Source organism: Paractinoplanes abujensis (genome assembly GCF_014204895.1).
GTDB classification, from domain to species: domain Bacteria; phylum Actinomycetota; class Actinomycetes; order Mycobacteriales; family Micromonosporaceae; genus Actinoplanes; species Actinoplanes abujensis.
Genome location: NZ_JACHMF010000001.1, coordinates 1,285,961 through 1,299,613 on the forward strand (window position 1 = coordinate 1,285,961; position 13,653 = coordinate 1,299,613).

Below are 13,653 nucleotides of genomic sequence, written 5' to 3' on the forward strand. Positions count from 1 at the left end.
AGGTGCGCGGGTGGCTTACGACTTGCGAGCTGTCGTCGCTCCCGCCCGCGCGCTGGAACACTACGGGCCCGGTGTCGCCGTGCCGCTCGGGCAGGGGCTGGCGCTGGTGCCGATGACTCCGGCCCGGGCCGCCGCCGACCGGACCGACGAGCGGTTCGGCGCGTTCTTCCCGCTGGGCTTCGACGCGTCCCTGGCCGCATGGTCGGCCGATGACCCGGTGGCGTATGTGGAGGCCGACTACTTCGGAGGCATGGGCCTGCAGTACGCGACGGTGTGGCACCGCGGCGACGTGGTCCTCGGCCCGCTGTTCAAGGACGAGGACGACCCGCTGCCGGCCGAGGGATCACCGATCTCGCAGGCGCTGCGCCGGCTCGGCGCCACCGCGCAGGGCCACGACGACGAGTTCGACGCGGTCGGCCTGGGCCGGCACCGCAGCGTCGAACGGTGGGCTTAGGCGCGGCACAGCGCCAGCAGTCGCTCGTCCTCGGCCACCTGGTTGCTCGACCACGAGCCGGGTGAGGCGTTGAAGCGGCGGACAGCGGATGCCTCGGCGCGCAACAGCGGTCCCAGCGCGTCGGCCAGCGGGCCGGTGGCGGCCTCGGCGATCGCGACCCGGAGACGCCGGTTTCCGTGCCAGGCGGCGGTCAGCACCGGCGCCACCCGGCCGGCCTCCCCGGTCAGGTGCCACAGGGCCAGCACGGCGGCGACCGGCGTCCACCAGTGCTGGTCCGGCACGTCCACGTAGGTCGCGATCAGCGGCGCGGCCGCGGCGGCGGCCGGGCCCATCGCGGCGACCTCCGCGAACGCGGCGGTCGCGGCCGGGCCGTCCAGGTGGGCGGTCAGCACGGCCAAGGCTTCGGGCGACCGGTCGATGCGCCACAGGGCGCCGGCCGCCGCGACGGCCAGCCGGGCGTCGTCGCCCCGGGCCGCCAGCCGCAGAGCGGGCAGCGCCTCCGTCGCGGCCGGGCCGATCCGGCCCAGGGTCACCGCCGACCAGTCCTGCAGCGGCGCGGCCAGCAAGCCGGGGACGGCCGGGGCGGCGGCGGGGCCGAAGACCCGCAAGGCCGCGTAGAGAGAGGACCAATCCGGGTCCGGGACGGCCGCCATGATCCGGTCGGCGTGACCGGGGAACCGGGCCAGCAGGGCTCCGAGGTTCCTCGGGCGCCGGGGCAGGCGCAGCGCGGTCAGCAGCAGCGGCAGGACCCGTTCGTCGCCGAGCTCGCCCAGCGTCCCCACGTGCGGGTGCAATCCGGGCAGGTCGGTGCCGTACGGGATGACCCACCGCGGCAGGCCGTCCCGCCACGGCTGAGCGTCGAGATCAGCCACGCGCCGGGCGACCGCCTCCGCGGCCGGCGCGGCGACCGGACCCCACCGGGGCAGCATGCCCGCCGCCCGCTCGGCCAGTTGCGGCGACCGCTCGAGAAAACCGGCGACCTCGGAGACCGCCTGGCGGTAGTCGCCGCGCCAGCCCTCGATCAGCTTGTTCACCGCCCACAACGCGTCCCCGGCCAGGTCGTCGTGGGGCGAGGCGAGCAGCGGGGTGACGATCGCGATCCGGTCGGCCACGCGCGGGCCCAGGGCATCGGTCAGGTCCTCGACCATGCGCGAGCAGTGCGGCGCCCGGCGGCCCTGCTCCATCCGCTCCCGCATGACCCGCAACGAGCCGATCACCGTGTCGGTGTGGAATCCCTCGGGCTCCACCGCGGCCCCGTCCTCGGCGTAGGCCCGCTCGATCAGGCCGGCCGCGCCCGCCAAGGGTGCGCGCTCCGGTGCGCTGCGAGCCACGGCGATCAGGGCGGCCAACCCGGTCGACGCGGGCGCGGAGCCGACCAGGCCGAGCAACCGGGCGACGGCGTCGTCGCCCAGCTCCATGCTGCCCAGCGCGTCGAACAGGGCCATCCGGGCCGCCGGGTCGTCCTCGGTGCCGAGCAGGCCGATCAGCAGAGAATCGAGCCCGTCCACGCCCAGCGCGGCCAGAAGCTTGGGCGCGGCGCCGCGCACCCCCGGATCGGGGTCGTCGGCCAGCGCGGACAAGGCCGGCGCGGCCGCCACGGCGAGTGCGTGGGCCCGCGCGGCCAGCCCGCGCATCGCGACCCTGCGCTCGTCGGGCAGGTCGGCCTCGTCCGGCCATCCGGCCAGATCGGCCACGCTGGTGAGCAGCTGGGCGATCCCGTCCCGGCCGGGCGCGCCCGGCGTGGTCAAGGCCTCGGTCAGGAACGGCACCGCGGCGACCGTCGAGTCGTAGACGTCGCCCTGATGGTGGACCGCGCCGTACAGGGCGTCGAGGGACTCCTCGCGGACCGCGGGATCGGGGTCGACCAGGCCGCGCACCCAGCCGGGGACGTCCTCGGCCGAGCCGTAGGCGTGCTCCAGCGATTCCCAGTCGATGTCGTCCAGCCCCGCGAACACGTCTCCCACCCTAGGTCCCATGATCGCGGCGGAGGACGGCGAGGGTGCCGAGCAGCAGCGCGCCCGCCGTCCAGGCCCCCGTCACGGCCAGGCCCCGTACGGGGTCGTCGAGGTCGGCGGAGGACGGGACGGTGCGGCGCAGGCGCAGGCGCAGCGCCCAATCGGGGTCGGGCACCGAGCGGACCACGCCCGGCAGGACGTAGAGGATCGCGACGACGACGCGGGCGTGGGTTACCGGATCAGCCCAGGCTGACGGTGGCCGCGCGCAGCTCCTGCAGGGCGGCCAGCGTGTAGGGCGCCAGGTCGCTCTCGCCCTCGGCCTCCGACCACTGGGCGTAACCCCGCTTGAAGGCGAGCACTCCCAGCTCACCCGCGAGGGCCGCGACCGGGTCGGGCACGCCCCGGGCGACCAGCGCGCCGGTGAGGGCCGCGGCCAGGCTGACGGTCTTGAGGGCGTCGCGCTCCTGCAGCACCGTGCTGGTGGCGACGGCGGCCTTCAACCGGGGCCCGAGCTCGCGGTTCATCGGGCCCATGGCGCTCGACGCGCGCTCGAGCCCGGCTGCGACCGCCTCCATCGGGCCGGCCGTCGCGGGCGCCTCGGCGACGCCCTCGGCCAGCAGGGTGCGCAGCGTCTCCTGCCCGGCCACCAGCAGCTCCCGCTTGTCGGGGAAGTGCCGGAAGAACGTGCTCTTGGTGACGCCGGCCCGCTCGGCGATCTGCGCGACCGTCGTGGCGTCATAACCCTGCTCGGCGAACAGGTCCACCGCGGCGACGACGAGCCGCTCCCGCGCCCCCGGTTCCCAACGAGCCATGCCCCCATCATAGTGACGGGACCTTTGTCTCATCACTGTGGTAGCGTGATGGGACAAGAGTCCCATCACTGGCGGGAGAGTTCCATGCGCGTCTTCATCACCGGCGGCACCGGCCTGATCGGCACCGCAGTCGTCGCCGAACTGCTCGGCCACGGCCACACCGTGCTCGCCCTGGCCCGCTCCGACGCGTCCGCGCGGGCCGTGGAAGCCGCCGGCGCCGAGCCGCTGCCGGGCGGCCTGACCGACCTGGACGTCCTGCGCGCCGGCGTGGCCCGCGCCGACGGCGTCGTCCACCTGGCCTTCGGCAACGACTTCAGCAGCGCCGAGGCCGTCGCCCGATCCGTGGCCGAAGAGGGCGCCGCCCAGGCCGCGATGGGCGAGGCGCTCGTGGGCAGCGACCGCCCGTACGTGACGGTCTCGGGCACGCCCTGGGTGCCCGGCCGCGCCTCGGACGAGACCGACCCCGTGCCCACCGACGGCCCCGTCGGCGGCCGCGGCCGTGCCGTCATGGGCGTGCTCGCCCTGGCCTCCCGGGGCGTGCGCAGCTCCGCCGTCCGGCTCCCGCGCACGGTGCACAACGAAGGCCAGGGCGGCTTCGCCGGGCTGCTGACCGGCATCGCCCGCCGCACCGGCGTCTCCGGCTACCCGGGCGACGGCCTCATGCGCTGGCCCGCGGTGCACGCCCTCGACGCCGCGGTGCTCTTCCGGTTGGCCCTGGAGCAGGCGCCCGCGGGCACGGCGTGGCATGCGGTCGACGACGAGGGTGACACCGTACGCGACATCGCCACAGTGATCGGCCGCCGGCTCGGCGTGCCCGTGCGGTCGGTCCCGGACGACACGTTCGGCCCGCTGGCCCCGATCTTCGCCACCGACCAGCCGGCCACCAGCAGTCGCACCCGATCCGAACTGGGCTGGCTGCCGTCCCACCCGAGCCTGCTCAAGGACCTGGAGAACATCCGGCCCTGATCACCACGTAGCCTGCCCGGGTTTACGGCGGGCCGGGGTGGGGCCGACCTTGCTGGTGGCGCCCCACAGGTAGCAGGACGGGCGGCCGCGGTGGAGGCCTTCGCGGTAGATGCCGGCTCCGTCCACGATGGTGCCGTGGGCATCCGCAGGTCGGCCGCTTTGCGCATCAGTCCGGCCGCGGTCAGGTGGGTCCCGTCGGCGGTGACCCGTACGGGCTTCCGGACGCCGCCGGTGGGGCCGAATGCCCGGAGGGAGATGTCGGCGGCGGCGAGGTCGCCGCCGAAGGTGAACGCAGGCGGGTCGCGCTCGTTCGGGAGCCAGGTGAGCCGCCGGCCAGGACACGGGCGGGTCTTTCGTCGTGGGCCCAGCGGAGGACGGCGCCGGGCCTCACCCGATCACGACGTTCATAGCCAGGCCCGCGGCGACCAGGGTCAAACCGGCGATCAGGGCGGGCTTGCGGAGCGGGCGTCCGGCGGCGACGCCGATGAGGCCGCTCAGCAGGCCCAGAAGGGTGGCCGCGGCGGGCACGGGGCGGGTCCAGCCGGGCCCGTCGACGGGGCAGGCCATCTGGCCCGAGTCGCCGATGCAGGCGTTCGACATCAGGGGCGCCGACAGGACGAGGGTCAGGGCCGCGAAGACCGCCAGGACGGCGAACAGCCCGAGGGAAGCGGCCGCGTTGGCGTGGCGGGTTCTCACATGGGGGATCCAACCACGCGAAACGGCAACCGTGGGGGCAACCAGCAGTGGCCCCGGCCCCGGTAGGTTGCGGGCGTGACGTTCCACGGCTGGCCCAGCGAGGCCCTCGAGTTCTACGAGGGCCTCGCCGCCGACAACTCGAAGACCTACTGGACGACAAGGCGGGCGAGGCGCTGACCGGGGTCATCGCGTCGATCGAGGGCGGCGGCGTCGGCGTACACGGGCACGGGTCCTTGAAGACGGCGCCGCGGGGCTACGCCAAGGACCACCCCCGCGTCGGTCTGCTGCGGCACAAGGGTCTGACCACGTGGCGGGAGTGGGAGCCCGCGGCCTGGCTGGGCACGGCCAAGGCGAAGACCCGCGTCGTCGAGTTCCTGCGGGCCGGGGCTCCGCTCCACGAGTGGCTCGATTCCCACGTACGGAGTTAAACCAGCGGGCGGCGGCAGTGGTAGACGAGGGCGGGTGGCAGGTTGGCCCAGACCGTACGGCCGATCACGACCTCGTCGAAGCGGGAGCGCAACGAGCGCAGCAGCCGGCGTGCGGGCGGCGCCCAGCGCGCATGCACGTACGCGAAGGTCGTGAAAGCCCCGTCCGGGGCCAGTGAGCCGGTCACGGCCGTGAGCACGTCGCCCTGCAGGGCGGGGGAGAAGGCGGCCCAGGGCAGACCGCTGACCACGACGTCGGCGGGGGAGGCGAGCAGGTTCGGCAACTTGCGGGCGTCGGCCTGCACGACCTCGACGCCGGGATGGGCCCGGGACAGCTGGGCGGCGAAGCGGGGGTTGATCTCGACGGCGACGTGCCGCCCGCGACCGGCCAGGCGCCGCTGGATCGCGGCGGTGAACGAGCCCGTGCCCGGTCCCAGTTCGACCACCGTGGGGTCACCGGTCCGGGGCACCGGCGCGATCATCACCTCGGCGAGTGTGCGGCCGCTGGGCGCCACCGCGCCGACCTCCAAGGGGCTGCGTGCGAACTCCACGAGGAAACTCATGCCGGTGACGCTAGGGGCGCCACCGGCCCGATGATCTCGTGCGGCCAGGCGGACCGGCGGCCACAAGGAGGAGGCCGGGCGGCCGGTGGCAGGGGAGCCCGCCTGCTCCGGCGGACGTATCGTGACCTGTGTGAAGGCGCTGATCGACGTAGGCATCGGGGTGGCCGGCGCCCTGGTCGGCGCGGTCACTGTCGTGCTCGGCGCGCCGTCCGGCCAGCCGGTCGCGCAGTGGGTCCTCGTCGAGGCCTCGGTCGTCGCGCTCGTGCTGATCCGGCGGCTGCCCCTGCTGCTGCTCGGCCTCGAGGTCGTGCTCATCGTCGCGACCGACATCGTGCTCCCGTACGAGAGTCACGTCGCACCGCTGGCCGCGGGCCTCGCGCTCGGCGCGGTCGCCTACCGGCACAGCGGATGGGTCACCACCGTGGGCTGGGCGGCGCTGTACGGGTCCGTCGTGTTCACCGTCGGGCGCCACGACCTCGGCCTGCTCTCGGGCGTGAACGGGGTGCTGCGCCTGTGCTCGATCGCGGCCGCGGTCGGCGCGCCGGTCGCGTTCGGCTGCTGGCTGGCCGGGCTGCGCAAGGTCGCCGCACAGGAACGCGAGCGCGCGGTCGCCGAGCGGGAGGCGGCCCGGATGGGCGAGCGCGCCCGCATCTCCAACGACCTGCACGACCTGGTGGCCCATCACGTGTCGGCGATCGCGATGCGGGCCGGGTCGGCGCGCTACGCGGCCCGGAACGGCAGCGCACCGGCGGCGGAACGGCTCGAGGAGTCGGCGACCGCGCTCGACGCCATCCACACCAGCGCGGGGCAGGCGCTCGTCGACCTGCGGGGCATGCTGCACGTGCTGCGCGACCCGGGCGGCGCCGACCCGTTGATCGATCCCGAGCAGATGATCACCGACGCGGTCGAGCGCAGCCGCTCCAACGGCCTGGATGTGCGAGCCGACGTCGACGTGCGGCTGGCCCTGGTGCCGCTGGCGCTCCGGGTGACGGCGGCCCGGGTCGTCCAGGAGGCTCTGACCAACGCTTTGAAGCACGCTCCGGGGTCGTCGGTCGTGGTCGCCCTGCACAAGGACGCCCGCGAGATCCAGATCGAGGTCACCAACACCATGCCGGACAAGTCAGACAACGCGCTGCCCTCGTCCGGGCATGGCCTCGCCGGTATGCGGGAGCGCGTCGAAATCCTGGGCGGCACCTTCGAGGCCGGCCCCCGCGACGGCGGCTGGCGCGTCGCCGTCACCGTGGAGCTGCCATGATCCGCGTCCTCGTGGTGGACGACCAGGAGCTCGTCCGGGCCGGGGTCACGCTCCTGCTGCGCACGGCGGGCGAGGACGTGGTGGGCGAGGCCGCGGACGGGCACGAGGCGGTACGGCTGGCCGACCGCCTGCGCCCCGACGTGATCCTGATGGACCTGCGCATGCCCCGCGTCGACGGCATCGAAGCCACCCGGCGCATCCTGGCCGCCGCCCCCACCACCCGCGTGGTCATGCTCACCACGTTCGGCGAGGACGCCGAGGTGTACGGGGCGCTGCGCGCCGGCGCCGTGGGCTACCTGCTCAAGGACGGCGCACCCGAAGACATGATCGAAGCCGTACGCCGGGCCGCCCGCGGCGAGCCCTTGCTGGCCCCCGCGGTGCTGTCCCGCGTGGTCGCGCGGGCCCTGAGCGCCCACCGCGAGGAGGCCGAACCGGGCGAACTCGACACCCTGACCCCGCGCGAACGCGAGGTGCTGGCCCTGGTCGGCGCGGGTCGCTCCAACGCCGAGATCGGTGCGGACCTGCACCTCGGGGTGACCACGGTGAAGTCGCACGTCGCCGCGGTCACCGAGAAACTGGGCCTGCGCAACCGCGTCCAGGCCGCGGTCATGGCCCACCGGCTCGGTCTGATCGACGACGACTTCAAGCCCGTACGCTGAACGGGTACGGCTGTTCCGCGGGCAGCAGTTCCCGCGCCCCCGCCTCGTCCCCCGCGTCGAGCCGCCCCTTGATGCCGCGGGCCAGCCCCGTCACGTCGGTGATCCCGGTGACCCACTCGTCGGCGTACTTGTCCGACGCGACCCCCGACAGCCCGAGCTGCAACGATCGGTAGGGCAACGGCTGCAGCCGCAACGACCGCTCCGGATCCCACTGCACCCGGGCCGGGCTGGTCTTGACGGCGCGCTGCCAAGCCTGCCGGTCCGCGTACACGTCCCGGTCATAATGGCTGGAACACGAGTTGTCCAGCGCCCACTCGAACCCGGCGCGCCGGATCGACACGGCCAGCACCTGCTCCTGCCCCGGCTTGGTGGCCCAGCCGCAGCGATACATCATCCACAGGAACGACGGCTTGACCCACGTCATCCGCCCCCGCTTGAACGGCGGCACGAACCGCCCGGCCGCCACCGCAGGCCCCGCGATGGCCGGGGAGTAGGCCTGATAAACCACCACGGTCTCCGCATCGAAGACCGCCCGGATCTGCCGGTAGGGAACGTCCGTCACCCGCTCATGATCGCGCCCCGGATCGTCGCGGGTCCACCAGGTTTCGGCCGCCGCAGCGGGTCAGTGGACTTCGTGGCCGTAGCGGTCGGCCAGCGCGCGTACGTCGGGTTCGCCGTACCGGGTGACCAGGTCGGCGAAGCGGGTGGCCTTCTGCGGGCCGAAGCGGGCGATCGAGGCCGCGTACGACTCGGCTGTCCAGAAGCGGGGCGGGGTCGTCTTGCTGTGGAACTTGTCGGCGTACATGACCACCGTCTCGGACGGGCTCTCGTCGAGGTAGTCCTCGGGGGGCAGCGGCAGGCCCTGTGTCAGCACGTCCTCGCGGGTGAGGCCGACGCCCGTGTGGTGGGAGCAGATGCGGGCCAGCGGCTCGGGCAGGCCGAGGGAGCGCAGCAGCTCGTGGCCCAGCACGCCGTGGCGGATGTAGGCCTCGCCCGGCTGCAGGCGATACACGCCGATGTCGTGGAGCAGGGCCCCGGCCCGTACGAGATCGGGGTCGGCGCCGGGGGCCGGGAAGCTCGCGGCCAGGTCGCGCACGATCAGGCAATGGGTCCAGACGAGCTCGAACGCCGCCGGGGCCGGGGCGAAGCGTTCGTGCAGGGCGCGGATCTCGTCGTCGGTGGGCAGGTCGGTCACGGCCGGGCGACCGCCGCCGGGTTGAAGCCGAACGGCAGTTCCAGCCGGTGCGCGTGCAGCAGCGGCTCGTCGGTGAGGATGTCGGCCGTGGGGCCGTCGGCGACGATCCGGCCCGCGTCGAGGATGACCGCGCGCGGGCACAGCTGCAAGGCGTACGGGAGGTCGTGGGTCACCATGAGCACGGTGACGGGGAGCGGCTCGAGGATCTCGGCCAGTTCGCGGCGGCTGGCCGGGTCGAGGTTGGACGACGGCTCGTCGAGCACGAGGATCTCGGGCCGCATGGCCAGCACGGTGGCCACGGCCACCCGGCGGCGCTGGCCGAACGACAGGTGATGCGGCACCTGGTCGCGGTGCTCGCTCATGCCGACCGCGGCCAGTGCCTCGTCGACGCGCTCCTTCAGCTCGGGGCCGCGTACGCCCAGATTCTGCGGCCCGAAAGCGACGTCCTCGGCCACCGTGGGCATGAAGAGCTGGTCGTCCGGGTCCTGGAAGACGAGGCCGACGCGGCGGCGGACCTCGGCCAGCCCGGCCCGGTCGGACGGGTCGACGCGGGCGCCGGCCACGTCGATGGTGCCCGCTCCGCCGTGCAGGATGCCGTTGAGATGCAGCACCAGCGTGGTCTTGCCGGCGCCGTTGGGGCCGAGCAGCGCGACCCGCTCGCCGGGGGCCAGCGTGAGGTCGACGCCGTGCAGCGCGGGGGTGCCGTCGGGGTAGGCGAAGTGCAGCCCCTCGACACGGAGAGCGGTCATTCCGGTCAGCCTAGCCCGGCGATCAGGGCGATCCCCGCGGTGGCCACGGGTAACGCGGCCGCCGTCACCCACTGCGACATCGGTGTGCGTTCCTCCGCCGTACGGGGAAGCCGTCCCGCGTACCCCCGCGACACCATGGCCAGGTAGACGCGCTCACCCCGCTCGTACGCCCGCAGGAACAGCGACCCCACGCTCACCGCGAACGCCTTGACCTGCCACAGGAACCGCGGGTCGTAACCCCGGGCCAGCCGGGCGATCCGCATCCGCCGGGCGTCGTCGGCCAGCACGTCCAGATAGCGCAGCATGAACGTGGCGATCTGGGTGAACACGGCCGGGCAGCGCAGCCGGTCCAGCCCCAGGATCAGGTCACGCATCGTCGTCGTGGCCGCCAGCAGCAGCGACGCCACCACGCCGAGGGTGCCCTTGGCGAAGATGTTCCACGCCCCGTGCAGCCCGTCGATCGACAGCGACATCCCCAGCCAGTCGACGCGTTCGCCCTGCCCGGCGAACGGCAGCGCGATCGCCAGCAGCACGAACGGCAGCTCGATGGTGGCCCGCTTCGCCAGCCACACGGCCGGCACGCGCGCGACTGCGGCCACTACCACCAGCAACAAGGCGTAACCCGCGAACGCCCAGAACTCCGTACGGGGAGTGACGACCACGATGATCGTGAAGAGCAGGACGGCGGCGATCTTCACCTCGGGCGCCAGGCGGTGCACCGGGCTCACCCGGTCGAGATGCAGCGGGTGCGCGTGCCCGGCACCCACCTCAGGCGTCCGTCTTCTGCCGGCGGCGGGCCACCCAGAACAGGCCCGCGCCGACCCCGAACGTGATCAGCACCCCGGCCGTGCCCGCCAGCAGCGTCGACACGAAGCTGTTGCCGACACCCCGGATCCCGTAGTCGGCCAGCGGCGAGTTGCCCAGCTGATGCTCGCTCTCCTCCTGCGCGATGCAGTGCCCGCCGGTGATCTCGCCCTCGGCGTTGAACGTGCACCCTTCGCGGGCCGTCGCGTCCAGCCCGTCGGGGCTCGACGAGGCGAAGTTGCTCACCACACCGGCCAGCAGCACGGCCACCAGCAGCCCGCCGGCCAGGAACCAGCCCAGCTTCTTGGTCATGCCTTCACTCCCATCTCGGCGGCGATCGGCGCCCGGCGGAAGCGCCGCAGCGCGTAGACGAGATCGGGCCGGACCTTGGCCACGGTGGCGACGGTGGTCGCCGCGATCAGGCCCTCACCGATGCCGATCAGGGTGTGCGAGACGGCCATCGTGCCCGACACCCACGGCAGCGACAGCTCGGTCGTGCCGCCCAGCGCGTACTCGAGCACGAAGCCCTGCGACGCCACGACCACACTGACGACCGACGCCACGAACGCGGTGATCGCCAGCCCTCGGGCGTTCCTCGGCAGCACCCGCAGCAGCCCCGCGACCAGCAGATAACCGGCCGCCGTGCCGAGCAGCGCCATGTTCGTGACGTTGAGGCCGAGCGCGGTCAGACCGCCGTCGGCGAACAGCAGGCACTGCACGATCAGCACCGTCGACACGCACAGCGCGCCCACCCACGGCCCGACCAGGATCACGGCCAGGGTGCCGCCCAGCAGATGCCCCGACACCCCCGGCAGCACCTGGAAGTTCAGCATCTGCACGGCGAAGATGAACGCCGCCACCAGCCCCGCCATCGGCGCCAGCCGCTCGTCGAGATCGTTCCTGGCCTTCCGTACGCAGAAAGCCAGCGCGACCACCGCCAGCACCGCGAACACCGCCGACACCGGCCCGTCCACGATCCCGTTGGCGATGTGCATCGCCGTCGTCTCCATGACGCCTCCCTGTCGCGGCTCGCGTCGAACCGGCTGTTGCAAAGTCTTGGCAACTGGACGCGAATTGGCAACTGGTAGTTCTGCGCATCACTGGATACGGATGGTTCGGGCCCTGTGCGTAAATAGAGGCGCCCGCGATCTCAGGAGGCCCGGTTGACCGGCGACGTCCAGTTCCAGCTCATCGAGTTCACCCACATGTCCTACGGTTCGCTGACCTGCTCGGGCCGATGCATTCGCGGTGAACTCCGAGTCGGCGACCCCGTACAACTGATCTCGTTCGACGGCCCGATCTACGACAACCTGACCGTCTCCCGCATCGAACGCTACGGCGAAAGACCGTTCCTCGACCTCGGCATGTCCGCCCACGTCACCGTGACCGGCAGCGGCGACATCAACGTGAAAGCCATCCGGGCCGCGCTGTCCACCAGGCCCGCCGACGTGATGCTGGTCGCGGCCCCTACGGCCGGAGGGCAGCCAGGACGACCTCCTGCGTGACACTCACCGTCGCCGCGAAAACAGCCGGCTCACGACCGATCCGCTCCGCCCCCGCCCGGACGACCCCCGACAGCAGCTCCACGGTGAGCGGCACGTCCCCGACCGCCCGGAACTCCCCCCGAGCAACCCCGTCCCGGACGACGTTCTCCACTTCGGCCACTATCGCGTTGAACGGATTGCCCGGCCCCTTCGGCACGTCGGCGACGAGCGACCCCGCGCCCGGCCGGAACATCGGCTGCAACGCCTGATCGGTGGACGCCTCCAGAAACGCCTCGACGATCCCCCGCAACCGCCCGGCCGCCGACTCCCCGGACCGCGCCGCGATCGCGGCCACCCGCGCCACCGCCGGCCGGCTGGCCCGCTCGGTCAGCAGCAACACCAGCGCACTCTTGTCAGGCGCGTAGTTGTAGAGCGTGTTGCGGGCCAGCCCCGCCCGGGCCGCGATGTGCCCCATGGTGATCGAGTCGTAGTCCCGCTCGAGCAGCAACTGCCGCAAGGCCTCAGCCAGGCCCGCCCACACCAACTCGTGGTGTTCCTCGATGCTGGCTCCCCGAATCCGCGGCACCCGGCCATCCTCCCGCACGCCATCCCCCCGCCGGCGCCGCACCCGGCCCCTCGCGCCCCGCTTGTGCCCGCTGCGCCGTGCCCGTTCCCCGCGCCGCACTCGTGCCCACCGCCCCGTGCTGGTGCGTGATGTGCCGTGCTCGTGCTTGCTGCGCCGCGCTCACCTATGCGTTGCCCACCGCTTCGTCACTCGCCCGCCGCACCGCGCCCACGCTCGCTGTGCCGCGCCTGCCCAGCTTCCGGCAGTGCCCGCTTGGTCCCGCCTGCTCCGGCCGTGACCGGTGTGTGTGGCCTGTATCCACGCGCCGCCGCTATCGGCGCCCTCAGACTTCACTAGCGGGCTGCGCGGTCGTCGTCGAGTCCTCGGGTGCCGAACCCGTGGCGACGGCAGCCAGCTGAGCGTTCTCCTGGTGGGACGCGGTGAGCTTGACGCGGCTCAGGCGCCACCCCTTCGGCGTACGGACCGCTTCGTTGTCGTAGAAGCCGACCACCAGCCAGCGACGGCCGTCGGCCAGCCAATGTTCGGCCCGGACATGGGCGTGGATCGCCGCCCGGTCGCCGTCGACTTCGATCGCGTGGCCGGTGATGGCGTGATAGGTCGCCTGCCAGGGCGCAAAGCTGGCCCGCAGGATCCCGACGTAGTCGCCGAGCGGCACGGTCGCCGGCGGTATCCCGGCAACCGACTCGAAGTCCAGAGCGAGCTGTTCGGTGAAGACGCGACCAGGCCGTTCGTCGAAGTCCTTGAGGTCAGCGATGTCGGCGTAGTGGCTCATCAGTTCGATGAGCTCGGTGCGATCGTTCAGCACGGTCATGGGGGTTCCCTTCTTTATACGACAGGACGTCGCAAAGATTACGACGGACTGTCGCCAACGGCAATAGGCGGGCGGGGCAGGAAGCCGAGTACGGCCGGGGTGAGCAACGGCCTGGCCGAGCAGAGCGACGAACAAGGGATAGAGGTGCATTGGGCGCGCAGGGCGAGCACAGGAGGAATGGCAGGCGCAGACCCGGCACGACAGCGACGGCAGGCGCTGGAGGGGCGGCGGTGCAGCGC

At 73.1% G+C, this 13,653-nt stretch carries 19 protein-coding genes; 6 read left to right on the forward strand and 13 right to left on the reverse strand.

Annotated elements, in window-relative coordinates:
* Nucleotides 1–10 precede the first annotated feature (10 nt).
* Nucleotides 11–454, forward strand: coding sequence for a hypothetical protein (locus BKA14_RS05280; protein WP_184949800.1), 444 nt, complete (start codon nt 11–13; stop codon nt 452–454).
* On the opposite strand, the gene BKA14_RS05285 is transcribed toward BKA14_RS05280, so the two are convergent.
* The 3 genes from BKA14_RS05285 to BKA14_RS05295 form a co-directional block, all read right to left on the reverse strand.
* Complete coding sequence (locus BKA14_RS05285) at nt 451–2,409, reverse strand: hypothetical protein (protein ID WP_184949801.1); 1,959 nt, start codon at nt 2,407–2,409, stop codon at nt 451–453. The two genes, BKA14_RS05280 and BKA14_RS05285, sit on opposite strands and share 4 nt — an antisense overlap.
* A gap of 10 nt (nt 2,410–2,419) precedes the next feature.
* Nucleotides 2,420–2,584: a hypothetical protein gene (locus BKA14_RS05290; RefSeq protein WP_184949802.1), complete on the reverse strand. Its 165-nt coding sequence runs from the start codon at nt 2,582–2,584 to the stop codon at nt 2,420–2,422.
* 64 nt (nt 2,585–2,648) lie between these two features.
* Nucleotides 2,649–3,221: a TetR/AcrR family transcriptional regulator gene (locus BKA14_RS05295; RefSeq protein WP_184949803.1), complete on the reverse strand. Its 573-nt coding sequence runs from the start codon at nt 3,219–3,221 to the stop codon at nt 2,649–2,651.
* A gap of 84 nt (nt 3,222–3,305) precedes the next feature.
* On the opposite strand from BKA14_RS05295, the gene BKA14_RS05300 reads away from it, so the two are divergent.
* A complete protein-coding gene (locus BKA14_RS05300; protein ID WP_184949804.1) occupies nt 3,306–4,187 on the forward strand; it encodes an SDR family oxidoreductase in 882 nt (293 codons plus the stop codon).
* A 387-nt stretch (nt 4,188–4,574) separates the two neighbouring features.
* On the opposite strand, the gene BKA14_RS05305 is transcribed toward BKA14_RS05300, so the two are convergent.
* The gene (locus BKA14_RS05305) at nt 4,575–4,883 is read right to left on the reverse strand and encodes a hypothetical protein (protein ID WP_184949805.1); all 309 of its coding nucleotides are present in this window, start codon (nt 4,881–4,883) and stop codon (nt 4,575–4,577) included.
* A gap of 233 nt (nt 4,884–5,116) precedes the next feature.
* Here BKA14_RS05305 and BKA14_RS43595 point away from each other — a divergent pair, with 233 nt between their 5' ends.
* On the forward strand, nt 5,117–5,311 hold the full coding sequence (locus tag BKA14_RS43595) for a DUF2461 family protein (RefSeq protein WP_239092474.1): 195 nt from the start codon (nt 5,117–5,119) through the stop codon (nt 5,309–5,311).
* Here BKA14_RS43595 and BKA14_RS05315 read toward each other — a convergent pair.
* Nucleotides 5,308–5,871, reverse strand: coding sequence for a class I SAM-dependent methyltransferase (locus BKA14_RS05315; protein ID WP_184949806.1), 564 nt, complete (start codon nt 5,869–5,871; stop codon nt 5,308–5,310). The two genes, BKA14_RS43595 and BKA14_RS05315, sit on opposite strands and share 4 nt — an antisense overlap.
* 130 nt (nt 5,872–6,001) lie before the next feature.
* On the opposite strand from BKA14_RS05315, the gene BKA14_RS05320 reads away from it, so the two are divergent.
* Both BKA14_RS05320 and BKA14_RS05325 read left to right on the forward strand, forming a co-directional pair.
* Nucleotides 6,002–7,126, forward strand: a complete 1,125-nt coding sequence (locus BKA14_RS05320; RefSeq protein WP_184949807.1) for a sensor histidine kinase — start codon at nt 6,002–6,004, stop codon at nt 7,124–7,126.
* Entirely contained in the window at nt 7,123–7,785 is a 663-nt protein-coding gene (locus tag BKA14_RS05325; RefSeq protein ID WP_184949808.1) for a response regulator, read from the forward strand. The genes BKA14_RS05320 and BKA14_RS05325 overlap by 4 nt, the downstream gene beginning before the upstream one ends.
* Here the strand turns inward: BKA14_RS05325 and BKA14_RS05330 are convergent.
* From BKA14_RS05330 to BKA14_RS05355, 6 genes are read right to left on the reverse strand one after another with little or no spacing between them, the layout of a single operon-like run.
* Complete coding sequence (locus BKA14_RS05330) at nt 7,769–8,347, reverse strand: DUF4291 domain-containing protein (protein ID WP_184949809.1); 579 nt, start codon at nt 8,345–8,347, stop codon at nt 7,769–7,771. The genes BKA14_RS05325 and BKA14_RS05330 overlap by 17 nt on opposite strands.
* Nucleotides 8,348–8,407: 60 nt before the next feature.
* Nucleotides 8,408–8,980 carry an HD domain-containing protein gene (locus tag BKA14_RS05335; protein ID WP_184949810.1) on the reverse strand — a complete coding sequence of 191 codons (573 nt, stop codon included), beginning with the start codon at nt 8,978–8,980 and terminating at the stop codon, nt 8,408–8,410.
* Complete coding sequence (locus BKA14_RS05340) at nt 8,977–9,729, reverse strand: energy-coupling factor ABC transporter ATP-binding protein (protein WP_184949811.1); 753 nt, start codon at nt 9,727–9,729, stop codon at nt 8,977–8,979. The genes BKA14_RS05335 and BKA14_RS05340 overlap by 4 nt, the downstream gene beginning before the upstream one ends.
* 5 nt (nt 9,730–9,734) lie before the next feature.
* Entirely contained in the window at nt 9,735–10,496 is a 762-nt protein-coding gene (cbiQ, locus tag BKA14_RS05345; protein WP_184949812.1) for a cobalt ECF transporter T component CbiQ, read from the reverse strand.
* Between the two features lies 1 nt (nt 10,497).
* Nucleotides 10,498–10,845, reverse strand: a complete 348-nt coding sequence (locus tag BKA14_RS05350) for a PDGLE domain-containing protein (RefSeq protein WP_184949813.1) — start codon at nt 10,843–10,845, stop codon at nt 10,498–10,500.
* Complete coding sequence (locus BKA14_RS05355; RefSeq protein ID WP_184949814.1) at nt 10,842–11,543, reverse strand: energy-coupling factor ABC transporter permease; 702 nt, start codon at nt 11,541–11,543, stop codon at nt 10,842–10,844. The genes BKA14_RS05350 and BKA14_RS05355 overlap by 4 nt, the downstream gene beginning before the upstream one ends.
* A 153-nt stretch (nt 11,544–11,696) precedes the next feature.
* Between BKA14_RS05355 and BKA14_RS05360 the strand changes: the two genes are divergently transcribed.
* Entirely contained in the window at nt 11,697–12,038 is a 342-nt protein-coding gene (locus tag BKA14_RS05360) for a hypothetical protein (protein WP_184949815.1), read from the forward strand.
* On the opposite strand, the gene BKA14_RS05365 is transcribed toward BKA14_RS05360, so the two are convergent.
* A complete protein-coding gene (locus tag BKA14_RS05365; protein ID WP_184949816.1) occupies nt 12,001–12,603 on the reverse strand; it encodes a TetR/AcrR family transcriptional regulator in 603 nt (200 codons plus the stop codon). The two genes, BKA14_RS05360 and BKA14_RS05365, sit on opposite strands and share 38 nt — an antisense overlap.
* A 322-nt stretch (nt 12,604–12,925) precedes the next feature.
* A complete protein-coding gene (locus BKA14_RS05370; protein ID WP_184949817.1) occupies nt 12,926–13,414 on the reverse strand; it encodes a nuclear transport factor 2 family protein in 489 nt (162 codons plus the stop codon).
* Nucleotides 13,415–13,653 lie beyond the last annotated feature (239 nt).

Bases quoted from the DNA above. Each gene is read 5' to 3' on its own strand.
- BKA14_RS05315 (WP_184949806.1), bottom strand. From the start codon at position 5,871: ATGAGTTTCCTCGTGGAGTTCGCACGCAGCCCCTTGGAGGTCGGCGCG.
- BKA14_RS05340 (WP_184949811.1), bottom strand. From the start codon at position 9,729: ATGACCGCTCTCCGTGTCGAGGGGCTGCACTTCGCCTACCCCGACGGC.
- BKA14_RS05325 (WP_184949808.1), top strand. From the start codon at position 7,123: ATGATCCGCGTCCTCGTGGTGGACGACCAGGAGCTCGTCCGGGCCGGG.
- BKA14_RS05350 (WP_184949813.1), bottom strand. From the start codon at position 10,845: ATGACCAAGAAGCTGGGCTGGTTCCTGGCCGGCGGGCTGCTGGTGGCC.
- BKA14_RS05300 (WP_184949804.1), top strand. From the start codon at position 3,306: ATGCGCGTCTTCATCACCGGCGGCACCGGCCTGATCGGCACCGCAGTC.
- BKA14_RS05370 (WP_184949817.1), bottom strand. From the start codon at position 13,414: ATGACCGTGCTGAACGATCGCACCGAGCTCATCGAACTGATGAGCCAC.
- BKA14_RS05355 (WP_184949814.1), bottom strand. From the start codon at position 11,543: ATGGAGACGACGGCGATGCACATCGCCAACGGGATCGTGGACGGGCCG.
- BKA14_RS05295 (WP_184949803.1), bottom strand. From the start codon at position 3,221: ATGGCTCGTTGGGAACCGGGGGCGCGGGAGCGGCTCGTCGTCGCCGCG.